Source organism: Alteromonas ulvae (assembly GCF_048987005.1).
Classification (GTDB): Bacteria; Pseudomonadota; Gammaproteobacteria; order Enterobacterales; family Alteromonadaceae; genus Alteromonas.
The window spans coordinates 2,479,485-2,494,688 of sequence record NZ_CP185261.1 but is presented as its reverse complement, the minus strand read 5'-3'; the positions used below and the strand labels follow the sequence as shown (position 1 = coordinate 2,494,688).

The following is a 15,204-nucleotide window of genomic DNA, read 5'->3' as shown; positions in this document are numbered from 1 at the left end:
TTAACAGTCATGGCAGTATGGTCAAGAACGAGCAATGGCTTGGTAGAAAAACGCGAAAGTTGTGCACCAAAATAGGCAGTAACCGATGAAAATGATTACCTATATATTTTTAGGTACCGTTGCTTGTTATAGCTCCTTTGCAATATCAGACATGTATGGAGATGTTGCGAAAAACCACAAAGGGTTCGAGCTTAGCAAAGATAAAATAGGAAGTGCAAAGTTACAGGGTGAATGTTTGGTGCAGCTCAAGGAGCTTACATTCAAAAGAAAAGACAAATTTGATCCTATATCGGAGTGGATAAACTACAGGTCTGTTTCTTTACTTGAACAATACTCGCCGTGTGAGGTTCTCATAATGCTAGAAGTCGCTAACGAAAAGATCCGTGGAGCAACTGAGTAAGATGGGCTGGCAGTATCAGCTAGCCTAAGGTTTCTAAACTCTAGCGCCCACACCCTAATTAAAATACGCTACGCTATTGATTTTACGATGGTGTAGACATAAAAAAAGACGCCCTAGGACGCCTTAATTTATTGAATTGGTGGGCTGGCGTAAGTTGAAACTGATTTCTATATAGCTGTAATTATTAGTTATTTTTCCGTTTGATTTTATACTGTGTACCCACCTGTGTACCTATCTGTTTTGTCTAAACCAAATTTTTTTAGTTTTTTATAATGTGAGCAGTGCCAAAAAGAGATAATTTATAGATCGGCCCCACAAGAGATGTCATGAGTAGCTGCCTAGGAAATTAACTAATTTTGTCTAAAAGGCAGCAGTTGAACTTTAACTCTGAGAAAACTAATTAATGAATAAGCTATTAAAATTAAAGCAATATCTCTCTATAAATGACTCTGCCGATTACTTGTCAGCGACGTTAGAAGAGACGGTTTCAGTCGCTGACATATACGAACTATCGCTAGAAGGCCATTTGGCTATATCAATCCGCTTAACGAATCAGGCATATGCGAAGAAAGTCGGTTTAGATCCAGAGCTTGAACTAATAGATGATGAACATCAAGTTGCGCCAGTCTTGGCCGACGAAGTTGATGAGCAAGTCCATATCTTTAACGGTATTTACGACTTAGCAATGTTTGGTGAGGAACGGTTCGAAATAAGAAAGCTCTATCAACAAGCGATTCAAGAAGATAATCCTGTGCTTTCTGAACTTAGTGGCTTCTATGTAAAGCACGAAGGCAGTATTTATAAACTCTTAGAATCCCTCCCTGTATCGAACTCGGAAGACTCCCAAACATCAAAAGAGGCTAGGTTAGAAAGCTTATTAAAAGCGAAAGGCTTAACGAGTCAAAGTCAGTTTGATGACCCGCTTACAGTATTTGAGAATTTAAGCATTAATGAAATTGAGCAAGTAGCGGAATTGATTAGCCCTTTTAACGATAGCGAAAATAATAGCTCCATTCCGCTTGATAGACATTCGTATCAACTTGTTCTGAAAACTACGGAACTTCAGCGTTTTATTTCGCAAATAAGTAGCCCTTCTGCATCAGACATTAGTGAAGAAAAGCCGGTTCACCCGCCAGAAAAAAGAAGTTACTTAAAACTCATTAGTATGTTTTTTAAGCAGCATGGATTTGACCTTGCAAAAAAGGGAAATACAACCGCTTTGAGTACAATGTTGGATCAGGCAGGTCTCTCACTATGCGATAACACAGTGCGAAAAATAATGAGTGAAGTTGAAGATATTTAGATTTGGCTTTTGGTCAACTCATACCTGTTAAGCAGGTATGAGTTTTAATTTTTTTCTCTAAATCAATTAGCTGGTGACGATTTCTCGCACTAGTTACGATAGTATTCACTACTCTTCATGCTACAAGATGGTTTGTACTTAGGGCCTAAATATGTGCACCTACCGTTATAATCATCGTTACAGGCAGCCCATGCCTTTTCATATTGAACGTTACATGGTGTATCTCCGCCTGAGAGCACTCGGATTACAATAAGAGTCAGAAATAGGAAGAACGTCCCTCCGATGATCACATAGATCTTATCCAGTATCTTCGTTGATGAAGACTTGTGATTTTGCTTGAATTTATTATTTTGTTGGCCTTGTTTCGAGAGGACTTTATTTAGAGAGTCTTTTTGTGCTGGAGAAAGCTCGCTTAGTAGAGCAAACTTCTTACTTGAGACACCTGTAAACGAAGCGCTCTTGAACACTACTTTACAGTTCCCATTATCCCCATCGGCGTTTTTCAAGGTAGTTGTCGCCTAAGCTGTTAAGCTGCTTCTTTTTTGTTCTCTGGGTTTAACCCCACATCACCGATTTCATCCCAGTTTCTGATACCCTTTGACCAACGGTTGGGGTTCTGCTCTTTCGCTTTACTATATAGCTCATGGCGCTTTGCCAATATTCCTTTATCTTCACCATTATGGCGTTGCGCTGGTGTCACGAACTTGATGCGACTATGCCTGTGCTCGTTGTTGTACCATTGCGCGAAGCCTTTCACCCAAGCTCTTGCATCTTCAAGGCTTTCAAAACCTTCGCTTGGCCAGCGGTGACTGTATTTGACCGTGCGGAATAATGATTCTGAGTACGGGTTGTCATTACTTACACCGGGGCGGCTACGAGAGCCTATTACGCCCATATCAATCATTTTGGCCTGCATCGTCAGGCACTTCATCGGGCTGCCGTTATCTGAGTGCAATACCACGTTTTGTTTTACACATTTTTCAGCCCAGAGAGTACGCTCAAGCAATTCAGCTGCATGTTCACCAGACTCGCTTTCATGAACTTCCCAACCAACAATCTTACGGCTGAAGATGTCGATTATCATGTAGAGATAAAAGAACCGACCAATGACCGTTGACGGACAGTAACTGATATCCCAAGTCCACACTTGGTTTGGCGCTGTTGCTGTGTACCCCTTAGGTTTAGCTCGGCTACCTTTGGGTTTTGCTTTTCCTCGATGGGTTAGCTGGTCATTGGCTTTCAACACACGATAAAAGCTCGATTCAGACGCTAGGTATTGCCCGTTATCTGCCAGCATTGGCACTATCTGGCTTGGCCCTAAATTAGCGTATTCGTCTTGGTTACAGGTCGCTAATATCGCTTGCTGCTCTTCCTCTGTGAGCTTATTGCTCGGCGCTGGCCTAACAGCTACTGGCCTTTTATCACCGCTGATTTCACCACTTTCCTGCCAGCGTTGTAATGTGCGTACAGACATACCAACTTCTTCACAGGCTTTCTCTTTTCTTGCACCGGAGGAGACTGCTTCATCAATCAGAGATGCGTAATACTGCCTATCTGCGAGTGAGGTTAATTGTCCTCGTCTTCCCCCCAGTAGGCATTTAACTTTTTTCTCAGCACCAATAAGGCTGCTGTTTCAGCAAGCGCCGCATCTTTGCGCTTTAGCTCCCTTTCTAACTCTTTAATTCGCTTACGATCTTCCTTTCGCTCTTGGGTTAATTGCTTGCGTTGCAGGGCTTTAGTTTGATTGCCTGCAATGCAGCTTTGCTTCCATTCTTTAACTTGCTCAGGGTAAAGCCCTTTTTCACGGCAATACTCACTTAACTCTATTTCGCTTAATGAAGCCGTTTCTAAAACAATTGAGAACTTTTGCTCTGGTGACCAACCATCTGAACTATTGCTATCTGCCAAACTAGAACCTGCTTTTAAATACTTATCTCGCCATGAATACAAAGTAGATAAGTTGATACTTTCTAGCTTTGCGAATTGGCGTAATGATAAGCCACTTTCAACAAGCTTTCTAATGACGGCTTTCTTATGGTCTTCTGGATAATGCTTCACTCATAACTAACTTACCGCTCCCTGTTCTATTATTATAATTACTGAGGCGACAACTATCCTGACACAGGGGGCCATCAACTTCTATTACCTCTCCAACTGCATGTTCCGGCCCATTCCGATCACTCATTTCGGTTCAATCCGATCACTGATTTCGGTCTAACCCGATCGCCTATTTCGGTGTTATCCGATCAAAAATGACGTTTTTCCGAAATCACTGATCGGAATCCCGAAATCTTCTTCTTTTTCTCACTAAATCAATTGGTAAGCTCAACTTCATTACTTGATTGAAGGAACGAGCTGCCATGGCGAGAAAGAGAACCGATATGAGAAAGATTAAAGACGTCCTGCGTCTCAAATTCGAAGTAGGATTAAGCCATCGAGACATCGGCCAATGTTTGAGTCTCGGCCCTTCAACCGTGAGTGAAATACTCTCACGCTTTAAATCCAGTGATTTATCGTGGCCGTTGCCCGAAGCGCTCAACGATAAAACACTCGAAGCTCAGTTATATAGCACTGGCCCAGCTCAGCGCCAGAAACGGCTGCCTGATTTTATGCTTATGCAGCAAGAGTTGAAGCGCAAAGGCATGACTAAGCTGTTGCTGTGGGAAGAGTATTGCGCCGAAGATAGTGCGTCAGCTTATGGTTACACGCAGTTCTGCGAGCATTATCAGCGGTGGCTTAAAAAGCAGAAGCGTAGTATGCGCCAGCACCACATCGCAGGCGATAAGTTGTTTATTGACTACTGCGGGCCGACGGTCCCTATCGTTAATCCCGATACAGGTGAAGTGCGTTATCATGCACAAATCTTTGTTGCGACCTTGGGCGCGACCAACTACACGTATGTTGAAGCGGGCCGCTCTCAGCGTGAGGAAGATTGGATAATGGCGCATGTGAGAACGTTCCGCTATCTTGGCGGTGTCCCCCGTTTACTTGTGCCGGATAACCTGAAATCAGCCGTTACCAAAGCCCACCGTTACGCGCCCACGCTGAATGAAAACTACGCCAAAATGGCGCGGCATTACGGCTGTGCCATTGTGCCTGCACGCCCTTACAAACCGAAGGATAAAGCCAAAGCAGAAAATGCGGTACTGATTGTTGAACGCTGGATACTAATGCGATTGCGACGGGAGTGCTTTTACACCTTAGCGGGCCTTAACGCACGTATCAAAGTGTTAATGGAAGAGTTAAATAATCGGCCGCAGCGCTTACATCCAGGCTCTCGCCGAGAGCAGTTTGAACTGCTCGACAAACCCGCGTTAATGCCATTGCCTGGCACCACGTATGAGTATATCGACAGTAAACGGGCGAAGGTGGGGCCTGATTACCATGTGTTGTACCAAAAACACGCTTACTCTGTACCGCACACCTTAGTAGGCAACACGGTGACCATCGAGGCAAGTGGCAGTGTGGTCAGCATCTATCACCAAAATCAACTGGTGACACAGCACGCTAAATCAGCAAAAGACGGCGGCTTCTCAACGCAAAAAGAACACATGCCCGATAGCCATGTAAAACAGCGCTTCAGCGCTGAACGCTTATTGCACTGGGCGGAGAATATTGGTGTAGGTACGCGCGGTGTGGTGCAGTGGCACATCCATAGCCGTCAACATCCAGAGCAAGCGATTAAAAGCTGCCTAGCCATTCTAAATCTCACTAATCAGCATGGTGCCGCGCGGCTTGAAGCCGCTTGTCAAAAGGCGTTACTGCTAGAACGCCCTCACAGAAGCGTTGTGATGAACTTACTCAAACATCACCAAGAAAGCGTACCGAGCACCGCTGTCGAACACGATGAGCAACCTGTAACCCACCACAATATCCGCGGCCAACATTACTATCAATAGGACAACCCATGACACAATCTCAATTACAAGAGCAACTGCGTAGCTTACGGCTTGGACACTTCGCTCAAGCGTTACTGCAACAACAAAGCCAAGCGACAACCTACGACGAGATGAGCTTCGAAGAACGCTTAGGATTACTGGCACAGCACGAAATCCACTGTCGCCAAAGCAGCAAAGTGAAGCGTTTACTGCGTCAGGCAACCTTGCGCTTAGAGGCTCACGCCAGCCGATTGGAATACCGTGCAGAGCGCGGTCTACGCAAAGATAAAGTCGCCACACTGTTGAGCGGCCAATACTTACATCACGCCCATAACATTATCGTTACTGGTGCAACGGGGTGCGGTAAAACGTACTTCGCTTGCGCATTAGCCAGACAAGCCTGTGAACAGCATCATACAGTACGATATTACCGGCTCGGCCAGCTTCTAGATGAGCTGAATATCGGCCACGCCGATGGAAGTTACCGACAACAGCTTGCACAACTCGCTAAGAAAAAGCTGCTCATCCTAGATGACTGGGGAATGGAAAAGCTGAGTGCAAGACAGGCCAATGATTTACTTGACGTGATGGAAGAACGGTATCAAAACACCAGCACCATTATCGCTAGTCAGTTGCCAGTTACCGAATGGTACAAACTCATCAGTAACCCCACCGTGGCAGATGCGTTACTCGACCGTTTACTGCACAATAGTCATCGAATTGAACTGGCTGGCGAATCGATGAGAAAACTAGACCAATCCGATCACTTAAGGTAAAACTGGCAAGGACGAAAAAGAAGAAGAAAAAGTGATCGGATAAAACCGAAACGACCGATCGGATTCACCGAAATACGCACCAACTCCATGTTCTAAGCTCCCAATATGACAAACCTTTGATCCTACTTTGATCATTTACATTCCTTTATAAAACGGGGAGGAGGTCTGAGAATACTGAGTTACGATTAGCGTTCCTCTGTCTGTAAGACAACTCCATTTAGTAACTACGCATATTTTACTAATCAAATATTATTTAATCAGTCATTATGTTTAGTCGTCGATGACCGAGCTTTATCAAACTTGAATTTTTCAGCAACATATTTTGCTGAATTTTCAATGTATGGAAAAACAGTACTCTCATTAATATTAAGCAAATCCAACTCTTCAAGTATTGAATTCTTGTTTGTAACTGTGATTCTCGAAACGCTTATATCTGGTGTACCTTCTTCAACAAAAACAGCATCCAATCCAAAGAGCAGAAATGCACCAGACTGTGACGAGATTCTATCATTGCTATGTTTACCTTTTACGCATATGATTCTTCTTAAATCTTCTGGCTTTATAGAAGGCTCAAAAAATGGCTTTTCTTCCTTAATAAAATGAAGAAGTCGCTTAATTGCTGGCTGTTCATTGAAACTTTCACGATCGAAATCAATTTGGCCCTTTTCTGTCTGGGGGAGCCGCGCCAGATTAGCAATACAACTTGCAACATCCGAGTCAAAATACTTCACATTTTTTCTGTTCATTGAAAAGACCACAACTTCGCCTTCCTTGTTAATAGAAGACTTGCAGGCGAAATAAAGTGCGATTAGAGGGTTAGAAGTTATGTCTAGCAATCTTGTAGGAAGTGAATAATGCTGCATTCGTACTAGACTATCGAGCGTATAAACATCCGATTGAAAGTCAGCTGAATTTGAAACTAGCAACTCTCGGTAAATTAAGTGCTCATTGTCTTTATACAAGTAATTTCCATCTTTATCTCTGCGAAATAGAGATGGTTCGAGTTTGTACTTTATTTTATCAGAGTGGCCTCTATAAAATACCTCGTTGCCGTCTCTCTCTTCAAGAGAAAGTACTTTTCCGATAAACCCTTGTACTGTTGTAATTTTAGGGCTTTTCGATTTGTCTGCTGTTGGACGCCCCTGATTGAATTTTTTTAGCGTCGTCTCATTAACTGTTATTCCAATCTTTTGAAGTCTAGCGAAGAGATTTTCTTCCTTAACTGCCCAGTGAGTTCTGTTCATTTCCCAACTTCGGATATCCAGTAGTGGCGCTATTGGCTTGATTTTTTCAAATGGAATAGGAGGGATATCCTCCCTAAACTCAAACTCTATCAGAATTTTTCTGCCACGCTCTTTGATAGATTGGATAGAACCTATTTTAAAATCAGAATTCTCACCCTCATAGGCAAAGACAGTTGGGTAGCTTTTTAGTTTATCGATATTGGAGCTAGTTAAATCTTTTAGAGCAAGGGCAATTTTTTCATTTGTGTATTCTAAAATTCGACTCTTGTCGAACTCATAATGTCCTTTATCCCAATCGCCTTCTCCCGCGGTAACTAGCAAGTTATACATTAGCTAAAAAATTCCTTCGTTGATTGTAAAATGTTTTAGTGTGAGGCAGAGGATTGTCGTGCTCTCTCGCTTTTTCATTGTTAAGCATTGTAAGCAATTAAGAATGAAGATAGCTAGTACATAGAAACTGCTTCCCAATAACTCAAAAACTCATATGAGCTTTTGCTTGGCTCATATGAGCTTTCTCTTTAGCTTTTCATCGTAACCTCTTGGTCATCCAATAACAAACCAAGAGGACTTACTATGTCTCATAAGATCATGCGGTTACCAGAAGTCATTGAGGTGACTGGTCTATCGCGCAGTACTATCTATCTACGTATGAATAAAGGCAGCTTTCCGCTTTCCATTTCTTTAGGAGAGAGAGCTGTAGGTTGGTTACATACCGATATAGCGCATTGGCTTGATGCTCGTGTTGCTGAATCAAAGGTGTGTAGCCATGACTAGACGATTCACAGCAAACCGTATCAAAAGCAATCGAAACTATACCGTTGCTGATGTCAGCGAAACGTTAGGCGTTCACTTTAAAACAGTGCGCAATTGGATACGAGTTGGCTTACCAGTCATTGACGCCAATCGTCCTCTCTTAATAAATGGGGCAGATTTGAAGGTCTATTTAAAGCAGAAGCGCAAAGCAACAATGTTTGAATGTGAGGTTCATGAAATGTGTTGTTTTCGTTGCAAGCAATCAATGAAGCCCATACTCGATTCAGTGCTCTTTATCGCTAAACCAGCAGGAATGGCTCACATGACTGGGGCTTGCGAAGAGTGTGACACTCGAATGAATAAGTATGTTTCTTGGCGCGACGTCAGTGATATTTGGAAAGATCTGAAGGGTAAATTACCGATAGCAGAAAAACACATAGTCCTAAGAGGACAAAAGCTCTTAAATTGTCCTTTCAGCGAGGTTTCTAGTGATGAAAAATAATAGTACAAATAATGCCCGAATTATCTACGAATATACAAAGTTTTTGAAGGAAGCAAAGCGCTTAGATGACTCGACGATTGATGGTGCTCTCAAATCTATAAATCGCTTTGAAGATTTCACAGGGTATATAGACTTTAGGAAATTTAGGGCAAAGCATGCGATTGCTTTTAAAAAGAATCTTCTTAGCAAAAAGTCTCTAGCAACTGGTGAAAAACTGAGTAAAGCAACGGTGCTTACAGCGACCCGTCACCTAAAAGCGTTTTTCCAATACTTAGCTACTCAAAAAGGATATCGCGCAAAAGTTAACTATAGTGACATCGAATATTTCAATTTATCGGAAAAAGACACTCGGATTGGAAATGCAAAGCGTAAAAGGAGTGTGGCGAGAATTGAACAAATCGTTAAAACCCTAGAAGGAATGCCTTGTTCGACTTCAATTGAAATGCGAGACAGAGCTTTAATAGCATTTGTTATTCTGACTGGTGCGCGAGACGGAGCAGTTGCCTCTGCAAAAATTAAGCATATTGACCTTGCTGACCATAGCTTTTATCAAGATGCTAGAGACGTGAATACTAAATTTAGTAAGACATTCACTACTTACTTTTTTCCAGTAGGAGAATTGCCACATAAAATATTAGCTGACTGGATTGATTACCTAGTGACTGAATTAGGATACAAACAGAATTCGCCATTGTTTCCAAAAACAAAGCTGGCTCATGATGCTAATCAGCAATTTGAAGCTGTAGGGTTACTTGAAGAGCATTGGAGCAATGCTAATCCGATTCGTAAAATATTTGCGCAAGCATTCGCTCTGGCTGGGTTACCCTATTTCAATCCACACAGTTTTCGAAATACTTTGGTGCGATTAGGCGAAAAGCTTTGTCAGACACCAGAAGAGTTTAAAGCGTGGAGTCAGAATCTAGGGCATGAGAGTGTACTAACAAGTTTTTATAGCTATGGGGATGTTCCTGACTATAAACAAGCTGAACTGCTTCGGAAGCTTTCTAAGCCAGCAGAAAATGTTTCCCCCGATATGGAGCAACAAATTAAGCTTTTCCTTCAATTCCAGCAAAAAGAAGGAAATCTATAAACCTCCTAAGTAACTCAGTCTTAGCTGGTATCAATAAACATTCGTATTTTGATACCAGCTTTTTTATATCCTCATTGGTATCATAAAAATAGGGTCTTTTAATGATGATGCTAAAATTGTATGATACCCCAATAGATGATACTAAAAGGAAGTTTACTGAATAATGCGTATATTTGCTTATTGTCGAGTCTCTACCACAGAGCAAACGACAGAAAACCAATTAATAGCCATCCGTCAAAAAGGATATGAAATCTTCGATTCACGGATAGTTAGCGAAACAGTTTCAGGTTCGGTCGAAGCCATGAAGCGAGAAAAATTTAAGATGCTAATTAATCACCAGATGGAAAAAGGGGATATGCTGGTGGTTCTAAAATTAGACCGTTTAGGTCGAGACAACATTGATGTGCAGAGTACAATTAATTTACTCACTGACAAAGGAATAAAGGTGGTGTGCCTAGATTTACCAGTCGCTGATCTTTCTAGTGCAGAAGGTAAGCTTATGCTTCAAATGTTCTCAGCATTTGCTGAGTTTGAGCGTAATAGAATTAGAGAGAGGACAAGGGAAGGGCTTGAACGAGCGAAAGCAGAAGGAAGAAAGTTAGGACGACCAGTAGCAAAAGCGACAACGCTTTCAGTACAGGCGAGGAAAGCTGAAGGACTGTCTCAATCGAAAACCGCAGAATTATTGGGGTTAGGTATAGCTACTGTGAAGAGGCATTGGAACAAATAGGGCTCAAAAATTTTCTGTGTTTTGTTCTGTTCCTCAAAGGCACATAAACTTCGAAGTCAATGTAAAATATTTTTTGAATGTATTTCTGAATCGACAATTGAGTTAGGTTATTGGTGTGTGTAATCTGTAGCTGACGGAACAGACGGTTTTCACCACCGTACTTTATATGGAAAGGACGCTCTATGAAAATGAAAAAGCACAAAAGCAATATCTCCGCAGACGATATCTTTGCGCACGCGGAAAAGATATATCAGGCATCAATCGCAATTAAATATACTCTAAACTCCTGGTCTCCTGAAAATAGATTAGAACCGTGGCTCAACTTCACTCCTGCCTACTACGTTACAACTTCATTTGTTTTTGAACTTTTAATCAAAACGCTTTTGGTATTAGATGGGCATTCTCCAAAGGAGTTTCATAAACCGAAGTATGGTCATGGTTTGGTAAGTATGTATGAGATGTTACCCGATGACTGGAAGATTCAACTTGAACACGAGTTTAATAACCAAGTTCAGTCTAGCCCTCATTATACACAGCAAAAAAAACTTATGGAGATGATGGGACATACTGGCTATGTACATCAATCTGTTAAAGACGTCTTGGAGTTAAATAACGATAGGTTTAAGGACTTTCGTTACGCTTATGAATTAAGTCACGAATATATGCTTCAAGTGTTTCAGCATAACGATTACGAAATGGCTGAACTTATAGACTTGATGAGGAGTCTAGCCTTGATTTTGAAACCAGAACTCGAAGAAAAGCTTCTGAACAGTAATTGGGTAGGTGACTTAAGGAGTAATAAAAAACCTTCACCTATGAGCATCGGTAACAAGGAAACTAAAGGCTGAATTGTTGTTATATTTTTAATGGTACTGTTAACTTTATTTGATAAATTAGAGAGTTACATAGCGGAAACAACGGGGTATGTGACATTTATGGAGTTTTTATGTTTAGTTATTTTGAGGCTCAATCACTATGTTGAGCTATATCGTTTCGTTTAAAGAGTCTGGTCTTTCTGAAATATCAGAAGATGAATACAAGCAACGGCTAGTTAACATTTGCCCTATAAAAGCTGAAAAGGCATTCGAGAAAGCATGGGCCACTAGAAATTTTGAAATCGAAATGTACTGGAAACGTGCAACGTATTTCTGGGCCTTTATAGCTAGTACATTTATTGGATATTTTTCGCAGGTTTCATCAGAAAGTTACTTAAAAAATAGTGCTTTCAACCATGTTGAAGTTTACTTTCTAATTTGTATTGGCTTTGTATTATCATTGGCATGGCATTTTACTAACATTGGTAGTAAGACTTGGCAGCGACATTGGGAGGTGCATGTCGACCTACTTGAAGATGCGTTTACTGGACCTTTATACAAGACGGTCTATCCAAACAAAACTTATTCTGTATCAAAAATTAATGAAATCGTAAGTTTAGTCTTTGTTTTCATTTGGTTGCTATTAGGTATCAAATTTCTTATCGACCAAGATTTAATTCGGTCGTGGGGCGAGCAGTATCAAGTTAATTGGTTCGTAGTCGCTAGCACAGTAATGTCTATTTTAGTGGTTGTTTCCATGTCCTATGGACATGGAAGAGGGCGCTTCGGTTCTAGACCGATCGTAATGTATACGCGTGATGTTAAATACTCTAAAGATAAAGTTTCCTAATTCAGCATGGAGAGAAGCAATTGAGAAAACCAAGGTTATTTATAGCATCATCAGTTGAGAGTCTAGCTATCGCTGAAGCAGTGAATGTCAATTTAGATCATGAATTTGAAGTAACTCTTTGGAAAAGCGGTACATTTAAACTTTCATCATCAGTTATTGATGATCTTTTAGAGAAATCATCTTGTGTCGATTTTGCTCTTTTTATTTTTGCACCAGATGACATTGTAACACTCAGGAAAAAAAGTGAGCATGTCGTCAGAGATAATGTGGTATTTGAAATGGGATTGTTCGTGGGGGCAATTGGAAAATGTCGTTCATTCATACTCAAACCCCGTGATGTAGACATGCACTTACCTACAGATCTATTAGGTATGAACTTCTCTGATTATGATGCAAATCGCTCTGACGGAGATTTAGTATCAGCAACTACTCGTGCATGCTCATTGATAAAGTCAGAAGTTGAGGGGCAAGGTCTAATAAGCCAGGAGCGAATTTCTGGTTTTAAAAATGTAGTTGCTAATCCTGCAAGCTATAAACTAAAAGCTCAGGACCTTGAAATTATGGCTGCTTGCCTACAAAGCCATACTACAGAACCTGTCGGTCTGCCTTTCTACAAGATAGCTAATGATTTTCGAGGTATGAGCGAAGCCTTATTGCAAATATCTTTAATAAAACTTGAAAGAATGGGTTATGTGAGCAAAGTCGTAGAAACAGACCAGCACGAAGGGTACGACTATTATGCTTATTCGATTACTGAAATGGGAGTTGATATTCTGTTACAGAACGAAGAAGTTCTGCAACCTAAAGAGTCTCTACCAGAAGTAGATTTTGATTTTGATAGCGATGGGCCATTTTAATGCTATCGAACGAATGCTCTTGGCATGTTCTTCTTTCTATTTTCATTTCATTCATAAATAAATAAATACATTATTTATAGTACTCATTGTGGAAAGCTTTAATGCCGAACCTTAAGATTGACGAGAACTTGGTTGAATGGGATGAATTATCATCTCAAGACTGGAAGAGCCTATTAATAGGAAACGGATTTAGCATAAATATATGGAATAAATTTGGCTACGGCACACTTTACGAACTTGCTAAAAGCGATATTGTCGGCACACCCTTATCAGCTAGAGAAGTAGCTCTTTTTGACCACTTGCGTAGTAGTAATTTTGAAGAGGTTTTGAGAATTCTGTATCACGCAAAGATTGTCGACGAACAGCTAGGGAAGCCACAAGAAACTGGTATAGATGCTCTTTATGTCAATACCAAAAATGCGCTAGCCTCGGCGGTCAGTTATGCGCATATTCCACCCAATAGTATAAATGCTTCAGAAATAAACAAAGAACTAAGACACTACAAAAACGTTTTTTCTACAAATTATGATTTGATTCCGTATTGGTCAATTATGGATTCGGATACATGGAGGTTTAAAGATTACTTTTGGGGTAATGGGAGTAGCTTTGACATAACAGATACTGATGTACCTGCAGACAGAACAAAGATCCATTATCTTCATGGTGCAATTCATCTAGTAGAGTTGTCGGACGGTAAAACTAAAAAGCTCACAGCTAATGGCCTTAATAGATTGTCAGATTTGTTTGACCTCTCTCATCCTGAACAGTTTCCCTTATTTATTTCAGAAGGTAGCTCGGAGTGGAAACTTTCGCGCATAAAAAGAAACGACTATTTACGATTTTGTTATGAAAAGTTAGGGAAAATAAGCGGAGGATTAGTAGTGCTTGGGCATTCACTTCACAATGAGTACGATCAACATATCATTGATATTATTAAAGATAGTGACGTAACACGAATTGCAATAGGGGTCTGGCCTTATCTAGGTGAAGAAAATATAGTGACCTTCAAAGCTAGATTAAGCGAAGATTTAGGTGAAAAAGAACTATATTTCTTTAACTCTGAAACTCACCCATTGGGGGCAGCAGAACTCAATGTACCGGTCCCATAACAACAGAGTCTAGCTCGAAGCAAAGCTGCCTAAGCAAGAGAAAAGGCAATTAGAGTGAACTTTTTGCTACATATCCTCTAGGAAGGAAAGTCTTTAGTTAAAAGATGCTTTTGTATGTACCCCACATTTTATTGAAGATTATTTTAATGAATTTCTAACAGCCAAGTTGAAGCTAAGTTTCAAAACGGATAGAGCCTATGAAATTTAGTTTACAGAATTAAATCTTAATGATTTCTTGCTTCATTGCGTATTTACAATTTTTAACTGCTTAACACTAGTAACTGAAAAACAGCCAGTGGCAGCTTCTTGGATATGCTCACTCCACCAATTCATCATAGGGCGGCGTCGTTCTAAATAATCAGTTCTGTTATAAGCACTCCGTACTTGGTTATCATCTACGTGCGCAAGTGCTGCTTCAATAAGGTCACGGTCAAAACCTTGTTCATTTAGTGTAGTACTCGCTAATGACCGTAAACCGTGGCTAACTAAACGACCAGCAAAGCCCATACGCTTGAGCGCCATATTTGCAGTTTGGCTGTTACATGGCTTCTTCGGGTCACGGTCAGATGGGAATATGAAGTCTCGATGACCGCTGATTGGATTCATTACTTCGAGAATAGCCAACATTTGGTCAGTAAGTGGAATACGCTGATCTCTGCGTTTTTTCATACGCTCCGACGGAATTGTCCAAACCTTACTTTCCATATCAATCTCTTTCCACATAGCACCAGATGCTTCGCTCGGCCTTGTCATTGTGTGGAGTTGCCACTCAATTAGACAGCGTGTGGTTCGCTTAATACTAGCATTTGCGATAGCTCCCATATAAAGCGACAATTAACTTGAACGGTTGAGCGACAACTATCTTGACCGGTTGTTCTGTTAAGGTTCGACACGATA

The 15,204-nt window shown here is 41.0% G+C and carries 14 protein-coding genes and 1 pseudogene; 12 read left to right on the top strand and 3 right to left on the bottom strand.

Annotated elements, in window-relative coordinates:
- Nucleotides 1–85: 85 nt before the first annotated feature.
- The gene (locus tag ACOJR9_RS10915) at nt 86–400 is read left to right on the top strand and encodes a hypothetical protein (protein WP_420933014.1); all 315 of its coding nucleotides are present in this window, start codon (nt 86–88) and stop codon (nt 398–400) included.
- Between the two features lie 403 nt (nt 401–803).
- Nucleotides 804–1,703 (top strand): hypothetical protein, encoded by a 900-nt coding sequence (locus ACOJR9_RS10910; protein ID WP_420933013.1) that lies wholly within the window; start codon nt 804–806, stop codon nt 1,701–1,703.
- A 526-nt stretch (nt 1,704–2,229) separates the two neighbouring features.
- Here ACOJR9_RS10910 and ACOJR9_RS10905 read toward each other — a convergent pair.
- Nucleotides 2,230–3,761, bottom strand: a protein-coding gene (locus ACOJR9_RS10905; RefSeq protein WP_420933012.1) for an IS3 family transposase whose coding sequence is annotated in 2 segments (ribosomal slippage) — nt 2,230–3,299 and nt 3,299–3,761 — 1,533 coding nt in all. Because the reading frame shifts where the segments join, the coding sequence is not laid out codon by codon here.
- A 302-nt stretch (nt 3,762–4,063) separates the two neighbouring features.
- Between ACOJR9_RS10905 and istA the strand changes: the two genes are divergently transcribed.
- Together istA and istB are read left to right on the top strand one after the other, a co-directional pair.
- Nucleotides 4,064–5,602, top strand: coding sequence for an IS21 family transposase (gene istA / locus ACOJR9_RS10900; protein WP_420933011.1), 1,539 nt, complete (start codon nt 4,064–4,066; stop codon nt 5,600–5,602).
- An 8-nt stretch (nt 5,603–5,610) separates the two neighbouring features.
- Nucleotides 5,611–6,357 (top strand): IS21-like element helper ATPase IstB, encoded by a 747-nt coding sequence (istB, locus tag ACOJR9_RS10895; RefSeq protein ID WP_420933010.1) that lies wholly within the window; start codon nt 5,611–5,613, stop codon nt 6,355–6,357.
- Nucleotides 6,358–6,614: 257 nt separating this feature from the next.
- Here istB and ACOJR9_RS10890 read toward each other — a convergent pair whose 3' ends face one another.
- Nucleotides 6,615–7,931, bottom strand: a complete 1,317-nt coding sequence (locus ACOJR9_RS10890; protein ID WP_420933009.1) for an FRG domain-containing protein — start codon at nt 7,929–7,931, stop codon at nt 6,615–6,617.
- 243 nt (nt 7,932–8,174) lie between these two features.
- Between ACOJR9_RS10890 and ACOJR9_RS10885 the strand changes: the two genes are divergently transcribed.
- The 8 genes from ACOJR9_RS10885 to ACOJR9_RS10850 all read left to right on the top strand — a co-directional run bounded on the left by ACOJR9_RS10885 (nt 8,175) and on the right by ACOJR9_RS10850 (nt 14,307).
- Nucleotides 8,175–8,375: a helix-turn-helix transcriptional regulator gene (locus ACOJR9_RS10885; RefSeq protein ID WP_071959137.1), complete on the top strand. Its 201-nt coding sequence runs from the start codon at nt 8,175–8,177 to the stop codon at nt 8,373–8,375.
- The gene (locus ACOJR9_RS10880) at nt 8,368–8,856 is read left to right on the top strand and encodes a helix-turn-helix domain-containing protein (RefSeq protein ID WP_173358728.1); all 489 of its coding nucleotides are present in this window, start codon (nt 8,368–8,370) and stop codon (nt 8,854–8,856) included. The genes ACOJR9_RS10885 and ACOJR9_RS10880 overlap by 8 nt, the downstream gene beginning before the upstream one ends.
- On the top strand, nt 8,846–9,946 hold the full coding sequence (locus tag ACOJR9_RS10875; RefSeq protein WP_420933008.1) for a tyrosine-type recombinase/integrase: 1,101 nt from the start codon (nt 8,846–8,848) through the stop codon (nt 9,944–9,946). The genes ACOJR9_RS10880 and ACOJR9_RS10875 overlap by 11 nt, the downstream gene beginning before the upstream one ends.
- Before the next feature lie 163 nt (nt 9,947–10,109).
- Entirely contained in the window at nt 10,110–10,676 is a 567-nt protein-coding gene (locus tag ACOJR9_RS10870; RefSeq protein ID WP_420933007.1) for a recombinase family protein, read from the top strand.
- A gap of 182 nt (nt 10,677–10,858) precedes the next feature.
- Nucleotides 10,859–11,524, top strand: coding sequence for a hypothetical protein (locus ACOJR9_RS10865; protein WP_420933006.1), 666 nt, complete (start codon nt 10,859–10,861; stop codon nt 11,522–11,524).
- Nucleotides 11,525–11,651: 127 nt separating this feature from the next.
- Nucleotides 11,652–12,341, top strand: coding sequence for a hypothetical protein (locus ACOJR9_RS10860; RefSeq protein ID WP_420933005.1), 690 nt, complete (start codon nt 11,652–11,654; stop codon nt 12,339–12,341).
- A 20-nt stretch (nt 12,342–12,361) separates the two neighbouring features.
- Nucleotides 12,362–13,198: a TIR domain-containing protein gene (locus ACOJR9_RS10855; protein WP_420933004.1), complete on the top strand. Its 837-nt coding sequence runs from the start codon at nt 12,362–12,364 to the stop codon at nt 13,196–13,198.
- Between the two features lie 101 nt (nt 13,199–13,299).
- Nucleotides 13,300–14,307, top strand: a complete 1,008-nt coding sequence (locus tag ACOJR9_RS10850) for a DUF4917 family protein (RefSeq protein WP_420933003.1) — start codon at nt 13,300–13,302, stop codon at nt 14,305–14,307.
- 240 nt (nt 14,308–14,547) lie between these two features.
- On the opposite strand, the pseudogene ACOJR9_RS10845 reads toward ACOJR9_RS10850, so the two are convergent.
- Nucleotides 14,548–15,129, bottom strand: a pseudogene (locus tag ACOJR9_RS10845) (tyrosine-type recombinase/integrase); the annotation flags it as partial.
- Nucleotides 15,130–15,204: the final 75 nt, after the last annotated feature.